At 69.4% G+C, this 20,308-nt stretch carries 15 protein-coding genes; 3 read left to right on the top strand and 12 right to left on the bottom strand.

The window, feature by feature from the left end:
* Window positions 1-2: 2 nt before the first annotated feature.
* From gspF to O5I81_RS02700, 6 genes are all read right to left on the bottom strand, one after another.
* Window positions 3-1,208, bottom strand: a complete 1,206-nt coding sequence (gene gspF, locus O5I81_RS02725) for a type II secretion system inner membrane protein GspF (RefSeq protein WP_271067407.1) — start codon at window positions 1,206-1,208, stop codon at window positions 3-5.
* On the bottom strand, window positions 1,195-2,700 hold the full coding sequence (gspE, locus tag O5I81_RS02720; RefSeq protein WP_271067406.1) for a type II secretion system ATPase GspE: 1,506 nt from the start codon (window positions 2,698-2,700) through the stop codon (window positions 1,195-1,197). Before gspE ends, gspF begins: the two co-directional genes overlap by 14 nt.
* Window positions 2,697-4,715: a type II secretion system secretin GspD gene (gene gspD, locus O5I81_RS02715; protein ID WP_271067405.1), complete on the bottom strand. Its 2,019-nt coding sequence runs from the start codon at window positions 4,713-4,715 to the stop codon at window positions 2,697-2,699. The genes gspE and gspD overlap by 4 nt, the downstream gene beginning before the upstream one ends.
* A 26-nt stretch (window positions 4,716-4,741) precedes the next feature.
* Entirely contained in the window at window positions 4,742-5,185 is a 444-nt protein-coding gene (locus O5I81_RS02710; RefSeq protein WP_271067404.1) for a type II secretion system protein N, read from the bottom strand.
* A 146-nt stretch (window positions 5,186-5,331) separates the two neighbouring features.
* The gene (locus O5I81_RS02705) at window positions 5,332-7,977 is read right to left on the bottom strand and encodes a TonB-dependent receptor plug domain-containing protein (RefSeq protein WP_271067403.1); all 2,646 of its coding nucleotides are present in this window, start codon (window positions 7,975-7,977) and stop codon (window positions 5,332-5,334) included.
* An 83-nt stretch (window positions 7,978-8,060) separates the two neighbouring features.
* Window positions 8,061-9,530 carry a hypothetical protein gene (locus O5I81_RS02700; RefSeq protein WP_271067402.1) on the bottom strand — a complete coding sequence of 490 codons (1,470 nt, stop codon included), beginning with the start codon at window positions 9,528-9,530 and terminating at the stop codon, window positions 8,061-8,063.
* A 307-nt stretch (window positions 9,531-9,837) separates the two neighbouring features.
* Between O5I81_RS02700 and O5I81_RS02695 the strand changes: the two genes are divergently transcribed.
* Window positions 9,838-10,128, top strand: a complete 291-nt coding sequence (locus O5I81_RS02695) for a hypothetical protein (RefSeq protein WP_271067401.1) — start codon at window positions 9,838-9,840, stop codon at window positions 10,126-10,128.
* Between the two features lie 48 nt (window positions 10,129-10,176).
* Window positions 10,177-10,641, top strand: coding sequence for a tRNA (cytidine(34)-2'-O)-methyltransferase (locus O5I81_RS02690; protein WP_271067400.1), 465 nt, complete (start codon window positions 10,177-10,179; stop codon window positions 10,639-10,641).
* A gap of 251 nt (window positions 10,642-10,892) precedes the next feature.
* Here O5I81_RS02690 and O5I81_RS02685 read toward each other — a convergent pair whose 3' ends face one another.
* Both O5I81_RS02685 and O5I81_RS02680 read right to left on the bottom strand, forming a co-directional pair.
* Complete coding sequence (locus O5I81_RS02685) at window positions 10,893-12,119, bottom strand: acyl-CoA dehydrogenase family protein (protein WP_271067399.1); 1,227 nt, start codon at window positions 12,117-12,119, stop codon at window positions 10,893-10,895.
* Window positions 12,120-12,191: 72 nt separating this feature from the next.
* Window positions 12,192-12,344 carry a hypothetical protein gene (locus O5I81_RS02680; protein ID WP_271067398.1) on the bottom strand — a complete coding sequence of 51 codons (153 nt, stop codon included), beginning with the start codon at window positions 12,342-12,344 and terminating at the stop codon, window positions 12,192-12,194.
* A 95-nt stretch (window positions 12,345-12,439) separates the two neighbouring features.
* Here O5I81_RS02680 and gcvA point away from each other — a divergent pair, with 95 nt between their 5' ends.
* Window positions 12,440-13,342, top strand: coding sequence for a transcriptional regulator GcvA (gene gcvA, locus O5I81_RS02675; RefSeq protein ID WP_271067397.1), 903 nt, complete (start codon window positions 12,440-12,442; stop codon window positions 13,340-13,342).
* On the opposite strand, the gene O5I81_RS02670 is transcribed toward gcvA, so the two are convergent.
* The 4 genes from O5I81_RS02670 to O5I81_RS02655 all read right to left on the bottom strand — a co-directional run bounded on the left by O5I81_RS02670 (window position 13,339) and on the right by O5I81_RS02655 (window position 20,247).
* Entirely contained in the window at window positions 13,339-14,796 is a 1,458-nt protein-coding gene (locus O5I81_RS02670) for an ATP-binding protein (RefSeq protein WP_271067396.1), read from the bottom strand. The two genes, gcvA and O5I81_RS02670, sit on opposite strands and share 4 nt — an antisense overlap.
* Window positions 14,793-15,521, bottom strand: a complete 729-nt coding sequence (locus tag O5I81_RS02665; RefSeq protein ID WP_271067395.1) for a response regulator — start codon at window positions 15,519-15,521, stop codon at window positions 14,793-14,795. Before O5I81_RS02665 ends, O5I81_RS02670 begins: the two co-directional genes overlap by 4 nt.
* A gap of 328 nt (window positions 15,522-15,849) precedes the next feature.
* Window positions 15,850-16,557 (bottom strand): EF-hand domain-containing protein, encoded by a 708-nt coding sequence (locus tag O5I81_RS02660; protein WP_271067394.1) that lies wholly within the window; start codon window positions 16,555-16,557, stop codon window positions 15,850-15,852.
* Between the two features lie 117 nt (window positions 16,558-16,674).
* The gene (locus O5I81_RS02655; protein ID WP_271067393.1) at window positions 16,675-20,247 is read right to left on the bottom strand and encodes an autotransporter outer membrane beta-barrel domain-containing protein; all 3,573 of its coding nucleotides are present in this window, start codon (window positions 20,245-20,247) and stop codon (window positions 16,675-16,677) included.
* Window positions 20,248-20,308: the final 61 nt, after the last annotated feature.

Raw genomic sequence — 20,308 nt, 5'->3', positions numbered from 1 at the left:
TTCTAACCGATGGCCAGGGTGTTGATCTGCAGGATGGGCAGCAGGATGGACAGGACGATGGTGGCGACCACCACGCCCATGACGATGATGATCGCCGGCTCCAGCAGGCTGAGCGCGGCGCTGGTGAAGGTGTTGAACTCGCGTTCCAGATAGTCGGCGGCGCGCGACAGCATCATTTCCAGCTGCCCCGACGCCTCGCCGCTGGCGGCCATGTAGAGCAGCACCGGCGGGAACACCCCGGCCTTGCGCAGGGCCGCCGACAGGCCGCCGCCCTCGCGGATCGAGACGGTCATGTCCTCGGTGGCGCGGCGCAGCACGCTGTTGCCGACCGTGCGGGCGGTCAGGGTCAGGCCCTCGAGGATCGGCAGGCCGCTGGCCAGCATGGTCGACAGGGTGCGGGCCAGGCGGGCGGCGTTGGCCTCGCGCTGCAGCCGGCCGAGCAGGGGCAGCCGCAGCAGGACGCCGTCCACGGCCAGCCGGAAGGCCGGGTTCCGCATCCCCTGGGCGAAGGCCAGTCCGGCCAGCGCCAGGACGATCAGCCCGACCCAGCCAAAGTCTCGCATGGCGTTGGAGAGGCCGATGATCAGGCGGGTCAGCAACGGCAGGGTCTGGCCCATGCTGTCGAACTGGTCGACCACCTTGGGGATGACGAAGGTCAGCAGGGCGATGACCACCAGGACGGCGGTGGCGGCCAGGGCGATCGGATAGACCAGGGCCGTCGTCAGCCGGGCGCGCACCGCCTGTTCCTGCTCCAGCAGGTCGGCGAGGCGGTCGAGGATGGTCGGAAGCGAGCCGGAGGACTCGCCGGCCGAAACCATCGCCCGGTACAGGGGCGGGAAGCTGGCCGGCCGCCGGCCCATGGCTTCCGACAGGCGGAAGCCTTCGGTGATGCCCGAATGGACCTCGCCGAGGATGGCGCGGACCTTGGGCTGCTCGCTGTTCTGGGCGATGGCCCGCAGCGCCTCCTCGAGGGGGCTGACCGAGACCAGGGTCGAGAGCTGGCGGGTGATCAGCGACAGGTCCCGGGGCGACAGCTTCTCGCGAAACAGGCCAAGGGCCGGACCGCTGTCGTTGGCGGCGATCAGGCGGACGGGGGCGAGGCGGCGCTTTTCCAGGATGGCGCGCGCGGCTGTCTCGTCCGGGGCGCTGACGACGCCGTTGCGGGCCGTCCCCCGGGTGTCGAGCGCCAGATACTCAAACGCCGCCATGGCCCTCGGCTCCCACTCTGGGCTCGGCGTCCTGGCGGGTGACGCGCAGCATCTCCTCCAGGGTCGTGACGCCGGCCAGCACCAGCTCACGGGCGGCGGCGGCGAGGTCGCCGGTTTCGGAGAGCCCGGCGCTGAGCGCCTGCTCATCGGCGCCGGCGGCGATCAGGCCGCGCACATGGTCGTCGATCCGGATGGCCTCGTAGACCCCGACCCGGCCCTGGTAGCCGGTGTGATTGCAGGCCGGGCAGCCCTTGGCGCGGAACAGGGTCGCATCCTCGCCGACGCCCAGCCGGCGGGCGGCGACGGGCCCTGCCGGATGCGGCTCACGGCAGGTTTCGCAGAGCCGCCGCACCAGCCGCTGGGCCAGGACCGTGCGCAGGGTGGAGGCCAGCAGGAAGGGCTCCACCCCCATGTCGCGCAGGCGGGTCACCGCGCCGGCCGCGTCGTTGGTGTGGACGGTGGACAGCACCAGGTGGCCGGTCAGGGCGGCCTGGACGGCGACCTGGGCGGTCTCGCTGTCGCGGATCTCGCCGACCATGACCACGTCCGGATCCTGGCGCAGGATAGCCCGCAGGCCGGCGGCGAAGGTCATGCCGACCCGGGTGTTGACCTGGGTCTGGCCGACGCCGTGCATGGCGTACTCGACCGGGTCCTCGATGGTCAGGATATTGCGGCTGGCGTCGTTGAGCAGGGCCAGGCCCGCATACAGGGTCGTCGTCTTGCCCGAGCCCGTGGGGCCGGTGACCAGGATGATGCCGTGCGGCTCGCGCACCGCGCTTTCGAAGACGCGGAGCAGGGCCGGCGGCATGCCCAGTTCCCGCAGTTGCAGGCCGGCCTGGTCCTTGTCGAGGATGCGCAGCACCACCCGCTCGCCGACCCGGGCCGGGAGCGTCGAGACGCGGACGTCCAGCGCCTTGCCGCCCAGCGCCAGGGAGATGCGGCCGTCCTGCGGCAGGCGCTTCTCGGCGATGTCGAGGCGGGCCATGACCTTGATGCGCGAGACCAGCAGCGGACCGATGCGCTGGGGCAGGCTGAGCACCTCCCGGAGCACGCCGTCGATGCGGAAGCGGACGGTGACCGTCCGCTCGAAGGGCTCGATGTGGATGTCGGAGGCGCCCAGCCGCGCGGCCTCGGCGATCAGGCCGTTGATCAGGCGGATGACCGGCGCCTCGTCCTGCGGATCCAGCAGGTCGGCCGTCGCCGGGATGTCGTCGAGCAGCGAGTCCAGGCCCCCCGCCATCTCGACGCTGTCGGCGCTGGAGGCCGCCAGGCCCTCGCCGGCGTAGACTTCCGAGAACTGGCGGTCGAAGGCGGCGCCGGACAGGGTCTCGATGGAGAGCGGCCGGCCCAGGACCCGGCGGGCCTCGACCAGGGCGGCCGGGTCCGATCCCTCGCGCAGGCCGACGCGGGCCGTCTCGCCCAGCGACAGCAGCAGAACGCCGGCCCGCTTGGCGAAGCCGTAGGACAGGGTGGGATCGGCCAGCACGGTCATTTGGGCGGCACGGGCGCCTGGACCGGCGGCGGCGGCGGGACGTTGGGCGGCGTCGCGCCCAGCTGGTCGATGACCACCGTGTCGAGCGCGTTGACGCCGTCCTTGCCGGTCAGGGCGGGCTGCTGGCGCATGAACTCGTAGCGCGGCCCGGTGACGGCCCGGGCGTCCGCGTCGTTGCGGATGATGCGGGGCCGCAGGAAGATCATCAGGTTGGTGCGCTTGCCCTCGCGGGCCCGGCTCTTGAACAGCTCGCCCAGCAGCGGCACGTCGCTGATCAGCGGGGTGCGCTCCAGGCTGATGGTCTCGTCCTGCTGCAGCAGGCCGCCAAGCACGACGATCTCGCCATCGCCGATGACGGCGGTGGTCTCGACCACGCGCTTGTTGAGGATCAGCTCGGGATTGTTGGTCGTCACCGTGCCGGCGATGGCCGACACCTCCTGGCGCAGGTGCAGGGTGATGCCGCCGCCGGCGTTGATCTGCGGCGTGACGGTCAGCTTGATGCCGACGTCCTGGCGCTGGATGGTCCGGAACGGGTTGGAGTTGGCGTCGCCCAGCGCCTCGCCGGTGGTGATGGGGATTTCCTGGCCGACCAGGATCGAGGCCTCGCGGTTGTCGAGGGTCAGGATGTGGGGCGTCGACAGCAGCTTGGAGGAGTTGTCCTCCCGCACGGCGTTGATGATGAAGCCGAACATCGTGTCGCCGCTCAGCGTGCCGGTGACCGCCCCGAGCATGCCGTTGGTGTTGAGCAGCGAGCTGACCGCGGCCTCCTGCAGCTGGGCCAGCAGGTCGCTGTCCTCGGGCAGGTTGTTCTGGCCGACGATGGCCCCGGTCAGGGCCAGGATGTTGGGGCCGGTGTTGGAATAGTTGGTGGTGGCGAACGGCACATTGCCGTTCTCGCTGCCGAGGATGGTCTGGACCCCCAGTCGCTGGGCCGTGCCGTCGGAGACCTCGACGACGATGGCCTCGACCAGCACCTGTTCGCGGCGCACGTCGAGCTGGCGGATGACCTCGGCCAGCATGCGCTGGGTCTCGGGATCGGCGCTGATGATCAGGGCGTTGGCGCCCGGATAGCGGGCCAGGTTGGCGCGCTGGGAGCCCGCCGTCGCGGCGGTGGCGGGCGCCGCCTCGACCGTGCTCTTGCCGCCGCTGGCGGTCCCCGACGTGGTCGGCTGCTGGCCGACCAGTTGCTGCAGCACCGGCAGCATCTCTTCGGCGTTGGCGTGCTTGAGGAAGACGACCTGGATATCGGCGCTCGATTGGGCCCGGCGGTCGAGGTCGGTGATGATCGGGATCAGCCGGGCGATGGCCTCGGAATCGCCGCGCAGCATGATGGAGTTGCTGCTCGCGACCGCCACGATGGTGACCGCGCCACGGGCCGACTTGCCTTCGGCGCCGGGCGCGCTGGTCAGGTCGCCCAGCACCCGGGCGATCTCGCTGGCGCTGCTGTACTGCAGGGTGATGGTCTTCACCTGGGCCCGGTCCTGATCGATCTGGCCGATCAGCCCGCGGATGCGGCGCATGTTGTCGGCGTAGTCGGCGACGACCACGGTGTTGCCCCGCGGATTGGCGGTGACCACGCCCTGCGGCCCGACCAGCGGCTTGATCATCTCGGCGGCGCCGGCCGCGTCGATGGTGCGCAGGCGGAAGACCTCGGTGACGAAACCGCTGCGGCCGGCGGAGGGGCCGCGGGCGGCGTTCTCGGCCGGCTCGATGCGATAGCTGCTCGGACCCGTCGGGATGGCGATGAAGCCATTCGAGCGCAGGGTGGCGAGAAACACCTCGAACAGCTCGCCCTTGCTCAGCGGCCCGTCGCTGGCGACGCTGACCGTGCCCTTGACGCGGGGGTCGATGATGAAGGTCCGGCCGGTGCTGCGGGCGACGTCCTGGATGAAGGCGCGGATGTCGGCGTCCTGGACGTTGAGCACCTGGGTCTGGGCCAGGGCGGGCGCGGCGGGCGCGAGGGCCGTGGCGCCGAAGGCGGCCGCCAGGGCGAGGGTCCGGATGGTGTTCCTCAAGCGCGTGGCGTCCTTACTTTGAAACATCATTGGGGGCCATCGGGGAAGGTCAGCCGGGTGGTGGCGGCGCCGCGCGCCAGGACCACGTGATTGTCGTGCACGGCCTGCAGGGTGACGCCCGGCGCCACCGTCTCGCCGACCAGGTAGGAGGCCTGCTTGCCATCGGCCGTGCCGATGATGGCCGAGCCCCGGCCGTCGAGGCCGGCGCGGACGCCGTACAGCCGCATGGCCTGGCCGGACGCCTGGCCGCCGGTCGGCGTGTCGAGGCCGAGGAAGGGATTGAAGCGGGTCAGGATCGACAGGTCGGCCATCTGCGCCCTGGCGCTGGCCGGCGGCGGCGCGCCCGGGGCGGCGACGGCCCAGACCAGGCGGGCGGCCTGGGTGGCGAGCAGCAGCACGAGCATCGCCTCGACGACCGCACGGGCCGAAACGGTCGTGAAGCCGCCCGGCAATAGGCGTTGCCAAACCACCACTTGAAATTCTTCCCCGATACGACAGCGACGCGTCGGGTTAGACGCGGCGTGCCGCAGGTAAGTGATACTTTCATGACGACTGAATGACAAACGCTCCCCACCCGGAGGGTAGGGAGCGCCTGCCTACGCGACAAAGGTCGGGCCTAGAACTTGGCCGAGATGCTGAACGAGAAGCTGCGGCCGAGGTCGTAGGTGTTGGTGTCGACGCGGCCGCCGCCAAGTTCCTGGAATTCCTCGGAGTCTTCGCCGAGCAGGTTACGGGCCTCGAAGCCGAACTCCATCTCCTTGCCCATCACCTCGAACCCCTTGCGGTAGGTGAAGTCGAGGTTGACGCTTTCGCCCTGGACCAGGTCCGGGAAGCCGGTGCGGCCGCGGGCGGCGATCCGTTCACTGACGTAGGTGACCAGCACGGTCGCCTGGGACTTGGCGTTGTCGTCTTCCCAGCCGAACTGCAGGTTGGCCAGGTGATCCGACTGACCCTGCAGGGTGTCGCCGTCGGTGACGTAGTCGGTGGCGGGACGCGGCGCGCCCAGGCCCGACAGCGGGTAGACGACGTCGCCCGAGCCGACCTTCACCTCGGAGCTGGTCCAGGTGTAGTTGGCCGCGATCAGCCAGCGCTTGTCGCTGAACCACTGGGCGTCGATCGGCATGTCGAAGTAGACCTTCGCATCGATCTCGGCCCCGTACAGGACGGCGGCCGGCGCGTTCAGGAAGGTGGTCTGCAGGCTCGAGCCGCCTTCGTTGACGATGGTTTCGACCGGCTTGTCGATGTCCTTGTAGAAGACGCCGAAGGTGAACGACTGGCCCTTGTCGAAGTACCACTCATAGCGGGCGTCGACGTTGATCAGCTCGGAATCCACCAGGTAGGGGTTGCCGATGTAGAGGCGGTCGGTGTCCGGATCGAGGTAGGTCTGCGGCGCCAGTTCGCGGAACTGCGGGCGGGCGATGGTCTTGGACAGACCAAAGCGCAGCTGCATGTCCTCGTAGAAGTTCCAGGTCACCGTGGCGGTCGGCAGCCAGTACTCGTTCTCCAGCTTCGGGGCGCTGGGCAGCGGGCCCGAGAAGATGTCGATCGGGTTGACGCCCTGCTCGGCTTCCTCATAGCGGGCCCCGACCGCGACGCGGACCAGCGGCAGGACTTCGGCATCGACCTGGAACCAGGCCGCGCGCGTTTCCAGCGCCGCCTTGTAGGCCGAGGCGCCGTCGGCGCCCGTGGTTTCACGCAGCATGAACAACAGCGGCCCGATGTTGTAGTCCGACAGCAGGAAGTCGACCCGGCTGTTCTGGACATCGATCGGAATGGAATTGTTCAGGGCCAGCAGGCGGAACTCGCGCTGGCTGGCATGGCGGTTGTTGTCCATCCAGGCGACGCCGCCGCTGACAATGATCTCGCGGGTGTCGGAGATCGACAGGGCGTAGGCGCCGTCGACGCCGAAGCTGGCGACGGAGTCTTCAACCTCGCCGAAGCGGGTGTAGTTCTGCACCGAGGAGCCGTCGTGACGGTAGGGCTCGTTGGCGTCCTGGACGCCGTCGTTGTCGGCGTCGACCCAGAAGTAGCGGATGCCCTTTTCATAGGGGCTGTTGCGCGAGGTCTTGGCGAAGGCGCCGCGCCAGTTGACCGTGAAGTCGCCCAGCTCGGACTTGCCGGCCAGCTGGGTGTTGATCAGGCTGCGCTCGAACCACTCGGTGTAGTCGTCCCGCACCAGGCCCTGGCCCGGGGCGTTGCTGTCGTAGCCCTCGCGGATGCGGGCTTCCTTCAGGGTCGAGTGGATGTAGAGGTTGGTCCACTTCACCTGATGGGCGCTGTCGGCCGACTCCCAGGACAGGCCGAACAGGCCGTTGACCACGGCGTTGTTCTCGGTCGAACGGAAGTTGTAGTCGGTGTTGACGCTGATCACGCCCGCCTGCACCAGGCCTTCCTGCTGGATCCCGTCGCGGCTCTTCCAGCCGTTCTTGAAGCCCAGCACCCCGACCACGCCGACGAAGCCGGCGTCGCCCAGGTCGAACGAGCGACCGGCCGAGACGTCGAGGCCGAAGTTCGGCAGGATGGAGTTGTTCTTCTGGATCAGGTTCAGCGGCGCGTTGACGAAGCTGCGGCCGATCTGCTGCAGCTGGGCGTCGGTGTAGTTGGCCTCGCTGACCCGCAGGCGGTCCGGCGCGATCCGCTGCAGGATGCGCGGGGTGTCGCGGGTGCCGTCGTCATAGCCCAGCCAGTCGGTGTCGGAGCCGTAATAGGTGATCCCGTCCTGGAAGGTGGTCTCGGTGTTGCCGCCCGTGCTCATGCCGATGCTGAAGAAGGGCTCGTCGGGGGTGCTGACGGTCTGCAGGTCGATGACGCCACCGCCGAATTCGCCCGGGTAGTTGGGCGAGTAGGTCTTCTGGACGACGGTGCCGCCCAGGATGCTGGCCGGGAACAGGTCCAGCGGCACGACCCGCTGCAGCGGTTCGGGCGAAGGCAGGGGCGAGCCGTTGAGCAGGGCCGAGCTGTAGCGCTCGCCCAGACCGCGGACGTAGACGAACTTGCCGCTGACCAGCGACAGGCCGGTCAGACGGGTCAGCGCCTCGGCGGCGTTGTCGTCGCCCTGGCGCTTGAGGTCTTCGGGCTGCAGGAAGGTCGCGACCTCGCTGGTCTCCCGCATCGGCTCGGGGATGTTCTTCCCGAGGACGACGATTTCCTCGACCTGGTCCTCGGCCGGGGCCGGCGCGTCCTGCGCGGCGGCGAGGCCAGGCGCGGTGAGCGCCGTGGTGGCCAGCAGAAGACCGGTGAGGGTCAGATGTAGCTTCGACATGAGATGTGCCTTGATTGGGTGACCGCGGAGCGACGTCGGTAGCGAGGGGGCGGCGGGCCCGGAGGGACCCGCCGCCCGTCGCATCAGCAGGCGGTTGCGCCCGGCAGGCCGCAGGTCCAGCCCGAGTACCAGGTGTCGGTCGAGTTGCGGACGGCGCCGATGTTGGCCGGGGTGGCCAGGAAGGCGCTGAGCGGGGTGGGGTTGGTCACCGTGACGCCGTTCTCGTTGGCGCCGTTGATGAAGGTCCCCGTCAGGGTCGAGGTCCCGCCGGCCAGGTTGTTGTTCGTGCCCGAGCCGAAGAAGCCGGAGGTGTTGGCTTCCTGGTTGCCGTCCAGGCGGAAGCTGGTGGTGCAGCTGAAGAACACCGAGCGGAAGGTGGCCGTGGTGGCGGCGTCATCGACGTCGAGGCAGGCGCCGGTCGTGCCGGCGCGGGTGACCACGCCGTTGTAGAGGTTGTAGTCGGTGCCGGTGTTCAGGACGATGGCGTCGCTGCCGCTGTCGCGGGCCACGAAGGTGAAGTTCGACAGCTTGACGCTGGTGCGCGGGTTGCCGGTGGCGAGCGAGGCCATCGAGCTCTCGATGACGCGGTCGCCGCCGTTGGTGCGCTGCACGACCAGCACGTACTGCAGGGCGCCGCTGAAGCCCTGGTCGGTGTCCAGGCTGTCGTCGTCGTTGCCGGTCAGGACCAGGTACTTGGCGTTCACGTTGCCGCCGAACCATTCGATGCCGTCGTCCGAGCTGTTGTGGACCTGGACGTGATCGACGGTGGTGCCGCTGCCGACGCCGGCCAGGGTGATGCCGTTCAGCTCGTTGCCGGGCAGGATCTGGAAGCCCGAGTGCATGACGCGCACATACTGCAGGACGCCAGAGTTGTCGGAGTTGTTGGAGCCGCCGTAGAGGGCGTTGGTGCCTTCGACCTGGGCTTCACAGTTGGGGCTGCCGTAGGCGACCAGGGCCGGGCAGTTGGAGATGTTGGCGCGGCCGAGGATGACCAGGCCGCCCCATTGGCCGATGCTGTCGACGCCGGTCGTGCCTTCGACGCTCTGGCGGCTGGTGAAGACGATCGGGGCGGTGGAGGTGCCCTGGGCGAAGATCTGCGAGCCGCGGTTGACGACGATGTAGTCGAGGCCGGCGGAGCCGAAGATGCGCACGCCCGGCTCGACCGTCAGGATGCCTTGCGTGGCGCCGGCGATCGGCGAGGCGGCGTTGCCGCCGCGATCCTGGCCGACGTCGACCCGGCCGCTGACCGAGTAGATGGTGCCGGTGCGCAGCGGAACGACCAGGTTGCCGGTGATCAGGGCGGGCAGCTGGCAGATGCGCAGGGTGCCGCCGACCGCGGCGTTGACCGTGCCGACGTTGGCGAAGCCGGTCGGGCAGTCGGCAGCCGCGCCGCCGGTGCCGCCACCGCCGCCGCCGCCGCCCGTGCCGCCGCCGCCGCCGCCGAAGTCGCCTTCACCCGGCGAGGCCACGCCATCGGCGCCGCCGCAGCTGGCCAGCACAAGGCTGGCGCTCGCCGCCGCCATCACCGACAAGAATTTCTTGAGCCCGGACATCCTGATCTCCACGTGACAAGCGTTCGTCTGCACGCGGGGACGCGGGACCGCCTGGTCCCGCTATGAGGATTGGGCCCCGCCTGCCCGGAGATGGCGAATAGCGACGGAACGTGACGGTGCGGCCAAGGCTTTGTGACAGTCTTGAAACGGTCCGGCCGCATTCAGGTCGCCCGCCGGCCCGGGCCGCCGGGCAAAATCCGGCCCCGAAAGTTATCCACAGGCTGACAAATAACCTTCACAAATCGTCGCAATGGCGTAGCATTCCCTTCAACCCGGCCGTCCGAGCCGGGCGCAAAAGGAGGGCGCCATGCTTGTTCTAACTGCTGTCATCGCCATGCTGTCCGGAGGCGCCGAAGCCATGCCGGCGAGCGCGGTCACCCAGGCCGACCTGAAACCCCGCGCCGGTCGCGAACTCTATGTCTGCGCGCGCGACGAGGCCTCGCGCCGGGCGTTCAAGCGCGAGCATGGCCAGGTCATCTTCGTCTCGGCCAAGGAGGCTGCCGACAGCAAGGGTTGGGACACCCCCCGCTGCATCACCGCCGGCGAATACCGGCGCCTGACCGCCATGGTCGGCGAGGTGCGCTGGGCGCGGGACTAGCCGCCCGACCGGGCTGACGGGGCGGACGCGACGCGGCTATACAGGGCCATGCACCTGGCCCTGTTCAATCCGCAGATCCCGCAGAACGTCGGGGCCTGCATCCGCCTGTCGGCCTGTTTCGACACGCCGCTGCACATTATCGAGCCGGTCGGCTTCAGCTTCGACGACCGCTCGATGAAGCGCGCCGCCCTCGACTACGGCCCGCTGAGCCACATGACCCGCCATGCCGACTGGGACGCCTTCCAGGCCGCCCGGGGCCCTGGCCGCCTCATCCTCTTCACCACCAGGGGCGCCACGCCGCTCGACGCCTTCACCTTCGAGGCCGGCGACACCCTGCTGTTCGGCAGCGAAACCTCCGGCGCCCCCCACGGCGTCCACGCCGCCGCCGACGCCCGGGTGGTCATTCCCATCCGCCCCGGCGCCCGCTCGATGAACCTCTCGGTCAGCGCCGGCATCGGCCTCTTCGAAGCCCTCCGCCAGACCGCCGGCCTGCACCCCCGGGATTATGTCTAGACATATTCATCCGGCGAAAACGCGGCCCCATTGAAAGGCCGCTCCAGCAGCGAACGGCCGTTCAGTTCAACCCCTCTTCCCCCCGCCGAAATCCCGTCATCACCCCCACACAACCCCGGCTCCACCCCCACGCGATCCCGCCTTGATCCCGCACGCACCACCCATGCAAACAGTCGCCTTTTCAATAACTTAAGTCTCTGTCCATCGCCCAAGACCTGCTATACTGACCAGCGCTTCGATGGGGCTAGGGCTCAAAGGCCGAGCACCGCCTTGGCCATGATGTTGCGCTGGATCTCGTTGGTCCCGGCGTAGATCGAACCGGCCCGGTCGTTGAGATACTTGGCCGCCACCGTCCAGCTGTAGTCGGGGCCGACGCCATCCCGCTGCGGCGGCGGGACAAAGCCCGGCGACGGCCCGCCCGGCGAGACCATGTGCGGCTGGTAGACCCCCGCGTAGGACCCGGCGGCCGCCAGGGCGATCTCGGTCAGCCGCTGGCTGAGTTCGGTGCCGACCGTCTTGAGAATGGAGGACTCGGGGCCCGGCGCCCCACCCACCGACAGGGCCGACATCACCCGCAGCTCGATGGCCGCCAGCGCATCGACCTGCACCGCCGCCTCGGCCAGCTGGCTGCGCAACGAGACGCCCTCCGCATCGTCGCGGTCCGGGAACTGGGCCTCGAGGATAGAGGCCGCCTTGGCGATCCGGGCCCGCATGCCGGGGCTGGCGACCCCGCCGCCGCGCTCGAACTGCATCAGGTACTTGGCCACCGTCCAGCCTTGGCCGACCGGCCCCACCGCGTTGGCCTTCGGCACACGCACATCGGTGAAGAAGACATGGTTCTGGATATGCTCCCCCGACAGCGAGACGATCGGCGTCACCTCGACCCCGGGGCTGGTCATGTCGATCAACAGGAAGGTGATGCCCTTCTGCGGGATCTCCTCCCTGGAGGTCCGCACCAGGCAGAAGATCCAGTTGGCCTCGTGGGCATGGGTGGTCCACAGCTTGTGGCCGGTGCAGACGAAGTCGCCGCCGTCTTCCACCGCGCTCATCTGCAGGGTGGCCAGGTCCGAGCCCGACTGCGGCTCCGAATAGCCCTGGCACCAGAAGTCGTCGCCGTTCAGCATCCGGGGCAGGAAATACGCCTGCTGCTCCGGCGTGCCATGGCCGATCAGCACCGGCCCGCACATGCCGATGCCCATCGGCGACACCGGCGGCGCGCCGGCCGCCGCCATCTCGGTGGCGAAGATGTAGCGCTGGCTGACCGACCAGCCCCGGCCGCCGAATTCCTCGGGCCAGGCGGGGGCCGCCCAGCCCTTGGCGTGGAGGATTTTCTGCCAGCCCATACCCACGGCGTAGTCGGCATAGACGCTGGTCAGGCTATTGCCCGCCCGGCGCAGTTCGGGCGTCAGTTCGGCGGCGATAAAGGCCCGGACCTCGTCGCGGAAAGCGAGATCCTCGGCGCTCCAGTCGATGTTCACGGGCGGTCCTCCGGCCATTTTGACGCAAGCTTGCGCAGCTTGGCGTCACGGAAGGCCAGAGGCGTTTAGCGGTCAGGCGCGGCTGTCCCGCAGCCAGGGCTTGTCATAAGCGATCCTCACGGAGGCTTCCGACGTGGCCCGCAGGACGGTGGCGAGGTTCGACAGCAGCCCGACCAGGCCCGTGTGGGCCGTGGAGGTGCGTTGCGATTGAGTAGCTTTGGTCATGATGGACTCCTTTCTTGACCCCCAGATGCCCTTTCGTCCGCCCGTTCGCCAACCAAAGGATCGACAGACTTCATAAGCAGGACTAATTATCTTCGATGCGCAGACTACCGCCGTTGAGCGCCGTGCGGGTCTTCGAGGCCGCCGCCCGGCATGAGAATTTCACCGCCGCCGCCGGCGAGCTGGGCATGACCCAGGCCGCCGTCAGCCATCAGATCCGCGTGCTGGAGGATCGCCTCGGCCAGAAGCTGTTCCGCCGCGAGCGCCAGCGGGTGATCCTGACCGAGGCCGGCCGCCGCGCCGCCCTGCGCGCCGGCCGGGGCCTCGACGAGATCGAGGCGGCCTTCGCCGAACTGCGGGCCGAGGACGACGGGGCCCTGACCATCTCCACCACGGTGACCTTCGCCAACACCTGGCTGGCCTGGCGGCTGGGCCGGTTCCAGGTCAGCCATCCCGACATCGCCGTGCGCCTCAGCGCCGACAACCACCTCACCGATTTCGCGGCCGGAGACATCGATGTCGCCATCCGCCTGGGCGACGGAAACTGGCCGGAACTGGCCACCCACCGGCTGGTCACCGTCGATTTCACCCCCATGTGCAGCCCGGGCTTCCTCGCCGCCCACGGCGGGACCATCGCCCTGGAAGACCTGCCGTCCCTCCCCCTGATCAGTCCGGCCGAGCCCTCCTGGACCCAGTGGCTGCATGAGGCCGGACTGTCCGCCGCGGTGGCCAGGCCGCTGTCAGGGGTGCATCTCGATACTCAGGCCAATGAGGGTCACGCGGCCATGGCCGGCCAGGGCATCGCCATCCTGACCCCCTTCCTGTGGCGTCAGGACATGGCCGACGGTCGCCTGACCCAGCTGTTTCCCCAGACCTCGACCCTCGGCCAGGCCTTCTGGCTGGTCTATCCCGAGCACCGCCGCCGCTCGCCGAAGATCCGCCGCTTCCGGGACTGGCTGGAGGCGGAGGTCAAGCTGACCTTGGCCTCGCTGCAGACCTAGGCGGGGGCGATCGGCAGGGTGACGATAGCCCGCAGGCCCACGGCCTGGGGCCGCAGCACGACCTCGCCGCCGTGGCCGCGGGCGGTGGCGCGGGCGATGGGCAGGCCCAGACCCACCCCGCCCTGGTCGAGATTGCGCGAGCTGTCGGCCCGGTAGAAGGGATCGAAGGCCCGCAGCAGGTCCTCGCCGCGCAGGCCCGGCCCGGTGTCGTCGATATGGACCACGGCCATGTCGCCCTCGCGGCCGACCCGGATCCGGGCCGTGCCGCCATACTTGATGGCGTTGTCGACCAGGTTGCTGAACAGCCGCGTCAGGCCGGAGGGGTCGCCCTCGACGATGACCGCCTCGCTGTCCTCCGCCACCTCGACATCGGCCCCGACGAGGGCCGCGTCATCGACCACGCACTCGACCAACGAGAGGAGGTCGAGCCGTTCGCGCCGCCGGGGCAGGGTCTCGTCGCGGATGAAGGCCAGCACGCCCTCGATCATCTGCTCCATCTGGCCGATGTCGGAGAGGATGGATATTTTCAACTCGGGGCTGGCCGCCTCCAGCTTGAAGCGGATGCGGGACAGGGGGGTGCGAAGGTCGTGCGAGATGGCCCCGACCATGGCGGTGCGGTCGGAGATGAAGCGGCGCAGGCGCGACTGCATCTGGTTGAGGGCCTCGGCGGCGCTGCCCAGCTCGGCCGGGCCGCGCAGCGACATCTCGGGACCCATGGGATCGCGGCCCAGACGGTCGGCGGCCTCGCCGAATCGCTTCAGCGGCGCGGTGATGCGGCGGGCGAACAGATAGCCGGCCGGGGCGACCAGCAGGAAACAGCCCAGCAGCCAGAGCATGGCCCGCCGTTGCCAGTCGTTGGGGAAGGGTTCGGGCTGCGAGGTCACGACGGTCCAGCCGCCGGCCGGATTGCGCACGGCGGCGGTGAAATCGCCGAACACAGCCATGTCGCCGGGTCGGGGCCGGGGACCATCGAAGCCGCCGCCCGCCTGCGGCCTCTCACCGGACGGTGGGCCGCCGGGACCAAAGCCCTGGCCGCCCCGGACCGAGAAGCGCGCCTCGCCGCGCGGCGGGCCTTCGCCCCGGACGGGGCCGAAGCGGCGGCGGTTCATCATGCCGAAGAAGGGAGCCCCGTTGGCCGGGTAGAGCCGCACATCGCTGGCGGGCCGGCCGAGGGTTTCGGCCAGCATTGTCTGGGTGCGGGCGGCCATGCCGTCGGGCGTGGTTTTGGGGGTCGGCGGGGCGGGGGCCGTGGCGCGGATCATCGGCCGGCCGTCGCGCGCCTCCAGCGAGCCGCCCTTCAGGGCCGCCGCCACCTCGGACAGGCGGTAGAGCACCGGCTCGGGCGGCGGCAGGGCGAACAGCACCAGGATGTTGATGGCCTGGGCGACCAGCAGGCCGGCGACCAGCAGGGCGACCAGCTGGACGCCGATCGGGATACGGGCCAGCCGCTTCACGCGCGCGAAACGGGCACGTCGAGCACATAGCCGACGCCTCGGATGGTCTTGATCAGCTCACCCTCGGCGAAGGTGTGCAGCTTGCGGCGCAGGCGGCAGATCTGCACATCGACGGCGCGGTCGAAGACGTCACTGTGGTCGCCCCGGGCCACGTCCAGCAGGCGGTCGCGGGAGAGGATGGATTGGGGCCGTTCCAGGAAGGCCTGCAGCAGGGCGTACTCGCCGGAGGTCAGCAGGATGGTCGTGCCGGTCGGCGAGCGCAGACGGCGGCGGCCGGTATCGAGCTGGAACTCGGCGAAGCGGTAGACGGCGCCGCGTGAGCGGGGGACGGCGGCGGTCTCCTCCAGCCGGCGGAAGACGGCCCGGACCCGGGCCAGCAGCTCACGCGGGCTGCAGGGCTTGGCCAGGTAGTCGTCGGCCCCGAGCTCGAGGCCCAGCACGCGATCGACCTCCTCGCCCATGGCGCTGAGCATGATGATGCCGCGCCGCCCCTCGGCCGACAGCCGCTTGCAGAGGCTGAGGCCGTCCTCACCGGGCATCATCACATCGAGCACGACCAGTTCGGCGACCCCGGCGTCGAGCAGGCGCTGCATCTCGATGCCGTCGCGGGCCCCTCGGGCTTCGTATCCGTGCTCGCGCAGATATCCGATGATCTGGTCGCGAAGTTCGGTGTCGTCATCGACGACGAGAATCCGGCGGTCCGGAACCTTGGCAAGGGCGTGCATGAGGCCTCCCTGACAGCGAACTGTGACCATCGAAATTCAAGTTCGACACATTGGCGAAATGGGGCCTGAAACGGGAGGCGAATGGGGTCCCAAAGCCGCGCCAGCGCCGCTTTTGTAATCGCCCCGTCATGCCCTTGCCTTGGCGGCGCCGCGCGAGGCGGCGAGGTTGCCTCAGCTCCGGCGCGGCGGCGCTTCCCTCCCCCAGTCGCCCCGCCTGATGCCCCTGACCAGGTCCGCCAAGCGATGATCCTGGCCGCCGTCCTCCCGGCCCCACCCGGGAGGACGGCGTCTTTTTTCAGGAGAGCCCGGCGTTTTGCCGGGCATGGACTCAGGCGGTCACCGCCTCGGTCGAGGACGTCGTCGCGGCCTTCAACTGGTCGAGCAGCTTGGCCATCATGTCGGAGACCTCGCTGGAGAAGCCGGAAGCGACGTCGCTGCTCGATTGCAGCGAGGCCAGCAGTTCGCTCATCGACACCGAGCCGTCCTTGTTGGTGTCGGCGGCGTCGTAGGTCGTCTCCTCTTCCGAAGCGCCGGTCGAGCCAGTCGAGCCGGTTGAGCTGGTCGGCGGCGGGCCGCCGGGCGGCGGACCACCCTGCGGGGGCTTGAGAGCGGAGAACTCCTCGGCCGACAGAGCGCCGTCGCCGTCGGCATCGCCGGCGGAGAGGAGGTCGGCGGCGAAGGAGGCGCTGTCGGTTCCGTCCGCGCCGGGCGGGGCGTGGGCGGCGATGTCGGCCGACAACTCCTCGGCCGTCAGGCTGCCGTCACCGTCGGCGTCGGCGGTCGAGAACATCTCCGCCGCCCGGTCGGCCTGGCTCATCTGCTGGACGCCAAGCAGGGCGCCCAGTGTTTCAGGACTGAAACCCTGGCTGCCGCCGCCGCCCTTCAACTGCCGGGCGCCGCCTTGCGACGGCATATTTTGCCCAATCGCGGAGAATTCCTCGGCGTTGAGGGCGCCGTCGGTATTGAGGTCCAGCTTGGCGAACATCGCCTGCTGGGCCTGCAGGAAGCCTGAGCTTCCCGAGATCGAAAGGGACATGGATGTCTCCTTCTTGAGGGGACGCAGATTTGCGCCGCACCCGGAATTGCCCGGATACAAGCTTCCGCTGCCAGAAGCGGACCATGTTTCAGGGTGAAATGGAGGTCCGCCGGCGCCCTAGAAGATCACCCGGCCGGCCAGCATCAGATTGTAGCGGTCCTCGTCCTCGGCCGCTTCGTACTCAGCCTCGACGGCGATGTAGGAACTTGGCGAGCCGGTCTTCAGGGAGAAGCCGATCACCGCCGCCCCCTCGCCGGCCTCCGAGGCCGGCAGGGAGACCCACTGGCCGCCGGAGAAGCGGAAGACGGTGTCGCCGACTTCGCCCGCCAGGGTCTGGCGGTAGCCCAGCCGCACCTCCGGCCGCCACCAGACGGTGCGGCCGTAGGTGGCGCCGAAGGCCAGTTCACCGCCGGCCGACAGGCGGCTGGAGCGGCGGGCCTGGACGGTCTGGTCGAAGGCGTCGCTGCCGCCGCCCTCGACCCGCTCGCCCTCATTGAAGCTGAGATAGTCGATACTGGCCGAGGGGCGCAGGTAGTAGCGGCCGAACCGGGCCTCGTAGTTGACCCCGGCCGTGGCCGCCAGGGTATAGCCGCCCCAGTTGGAGTCGGCTTCGACCACCAGGGCGGTATCCGGGTCGATGAATACCCGGTCGCCGTCCAGCCAGGCATAGCCGGCCGAGCCGCGCAGATTGAACGACAGCCCGCCCATCTGCCGGCGCCAGTAGACCCCGGCCTCGAGCAGGGAGACGCTGGTCTCCTCGCCGATCTGGGCGATGTCGTCCTTTTCCTCGGCGGCGACGAAGGCCAGGGTGGCGCCCAGCGCCCCGCCGTCGGGCTCCAGGCTCTCGTAGCCGGCGATGAAGCCGAAGGCCTTGGTCTCCGATCCGGCCGTGTTGCCGGCCTCGCGGACGACGGCCGTGTTGATCTCCTGCACCCAGACGCTGTCGGGGCCGTAGATGTCGCCGCCGGTGGTTGGCCGGGTGGCGGTCAGCCGGGCGGTGGTGCGGCTGAGCAGGTCGAGAGTCGAGAACAGGCCCTCGCCCTGGTCGGGCAGCATCTGTTCGTACAGGTGCAGGAAGTCATCCTTCTCCTGGGCGGCGAGGAAGACCGCCTCGATGTCCTCGTCCTGGCTCAGGGCGGCATAGATGGCGTCGTAGGCCAGGGTCTGGTTCTGGCTGAGGCCGATCTCGCCGGCCGTGCGGCGGCGGACGTCCAGATAGACCGCGCCCGCGCTCTCGTCGGCCTCGGCGGTGACCACATAGAGGTAGGGGGAGACGCCATCGAGGCTGGTGATCAGGCCGCCGGCGCTGAGGCCCCCGCTGGCGGTCTGGATGACAGTGTAGCGGACGCTCTCGCCGATCAGGCTGTCCAGCTCCAGGCCCAGCTGCGCGCCCTGCTCGAGGGTGGCGGTGGTGACATCGAAGCGGGTGACGCTGTCGGTGGCCGGGTCGGCGGTGACGGTCAGAACGCCCACGGCGCTGACCGACAGGCTGGTGGCGGCGATGGTCTCGGCGTTGGTCACCGTCAGCCCACCGTTGACCACGGCGATGTCGAGCCTGCCGTCGGCGTCGTCGAGGCCGCCGACGACCTGGGCCTCACCATCGACCGAGCCGACCGTCAGGCTGTCCGCGCCGGCCCCGAAGCTGATGTCGCCGACCACGGCGCCGTTGAGGATGGTCAGGGAATCGTCGCCCGAGCCCAGCAGGATGTCGCCGCTGATCAGCGGCTCCTGGCTGTCGACCAGGCCGTCCCCGTCGGTGTCATAGGCGTCCTCGTCGTCTTCGGAATCGACGATGTCGTCGTTGTCGTTGTCATCGTCCTCGGTGTCGAGAATGCCGTCGCCGTCGTCATCGACATCGACCGAATCGATGAAGCCGTCGCTATCCCGATCGTTGGCTTCCGCCTGCTGCAGGATGGTGACGCCGCTGGTGTTGGCGGACAGGTCGATGGCCACGGCCCGGCCGAGGATCGTCTCGTCGTCGGTGTCCTCGTTGTCGTCGTCGGTGTCGTTCTCGTCGTCGGTGGCGAGGATGTAGGCGGTGATCGAGCCGCTGTTGGTCAGGCTGGTCAGCGTGCCCGAGGTGTCGAGCAGGGCCGTGGCGTTGCTGGTCTCGCCGGCCACATAAGCAAACAGGCTGCCGGTATTCATGAAGCTCGGCAGGGAGGCGCCGGCGTCGATGCGCACGGCGATGGCATTGAACGACAGCTCGTCGGCCAGGGCCGAGGAGGCCGAGGTCTGGCCGGCATAGATGGCCCCGTTGTTGAAGAAGGTGTCGAGGGCCGCGCCGGCGGTGAGGTGAACGGCCTGGACGTCGGCGGCGTAGCTGTAGGCGGTGATCGAACTATCCTGCCGAAGCCCGCCCTCGATCAGGGTCGCCTGGCCGGCGTCGCCGCCGATCTTCAGGGCCGTGGCTTCGATCCCGTCATAGACCCCGTCGGCGTAGAGGGAGCCGCGAATGATCAGGCCATAGCCCTCGTCGCCGGTTCCGACCTTGCCGATGGTCACCGTCTGGCTGTCCGAGCCGATCGCCAGGGCCGGGGCGGCGCCGTAGCTGGTGAGCGAGGCCGTGCCCTCCAGGCTGTCGGAGCGGCCGTCCTGGTCGAGGTCGTCGTCGAGGATGCCGTCGCCGTTGTCGTCGTCGTCATCGTCGTCGTCGATGCCGTCGTTGTCGTCGTCATCGTCGCTGGAGTTGGCCTTGCCGTCGTCGTCGTAGTCGTCGTCGGTGATGCCGTCGTTGTTATTGTCGGTGTCGTCGTCGTCGAGGATGCCGTCGTTGTCGTCATCGTCGTCGTAGCTGTCCTGCAGGCCGTCGTTGTCGAAATCGGCGTCGGCCGACGGCGCGCTGTCGAGCAGGATGCCGCCGGCGACATTGGCCGAGACCCGCACCGCCGAGCCGCCCTGCAGGAGGTCGTCGGCGTCCAGCGCCGCCAGGGCGTCCTCGTCGGTGCTGCGGCTGGTGTAGCGGTAGCCCGTCGCGGTGACGCCGCCCTGCAGGTGCAGCGCCCCGATGTCGGCCGCCACGTCGATGCCGACCGCCCCCTCGCCCTGGACGGTGATGCTGCCGCCCGCCTCCACCCGGCCGCTGACCGGGGCGGCGATGTTGAGGCCCAGGGCGTTGTCGCCGGTCACGGCGATCGCGCCGTTCGCGACCAGATTGCCGTCCAGCGCCGTTTCCAGGCTGATGCCGTAGCTGTCGTTGCCCTCGACGGTGATCGAGCCGCTGTTGGAGATGTCGCCGGTGACCGTTCCCGAGCCGCTGATCCGGATGCCGTAGCGTCCCGTGCCGGTCGCGAAGTCGCCGTCGAGGTCGCCGTCGTCGTCGGTGTCGAGATCGTCGTCGGTCTCGTCGAAGCCGTCCTCGATGAGGATGACGCCGTCGTTGGCGACGGTGGTGGTCACCCCGCCGTTGACCTGGATGCCGATGGCCCCGTCGATCGCCTCGATCTCGACCGTGCCCTCATTGGTGACGGTGTTGTTGCTGTCGACGGTGATGGCCGGGCCGGGGACGGTCAGGACGATGGAGCCGTCCTCGTCGATCAGCACGTCGTCGGCCGCGCCCGTGCTGCTGGCGGTCGAGGTTCTGACCGGGGTGGTGCGTTCGGTGCTGATGGTGGTTTCGGCCAGCGCCTGGGGGGCGAGCAGCAGCAGGGGGGCCGCGGCGGCGCCGGCGAGAAGACGATGGCGGATCATGGACGGCCCCGGATCGAGAACTAAAGCTCGATCCGTGCCGTCGGCGCGGGGCGGATTTGCG

Source organism: Caulobacter sp. NIBR1757 (assembly GCF_027912495.1).
Classification (GTDB): domain Bacteria; phylum Pseudomonadota; class Alphaproteobacteria; order Caulobacterales; family Caulobacteraceae; genus Caulobacter.
Note: the sequence above shows the minus strand (reverse complement) of the source record. Positions and strands in the feature narration are given on the sequence as shown.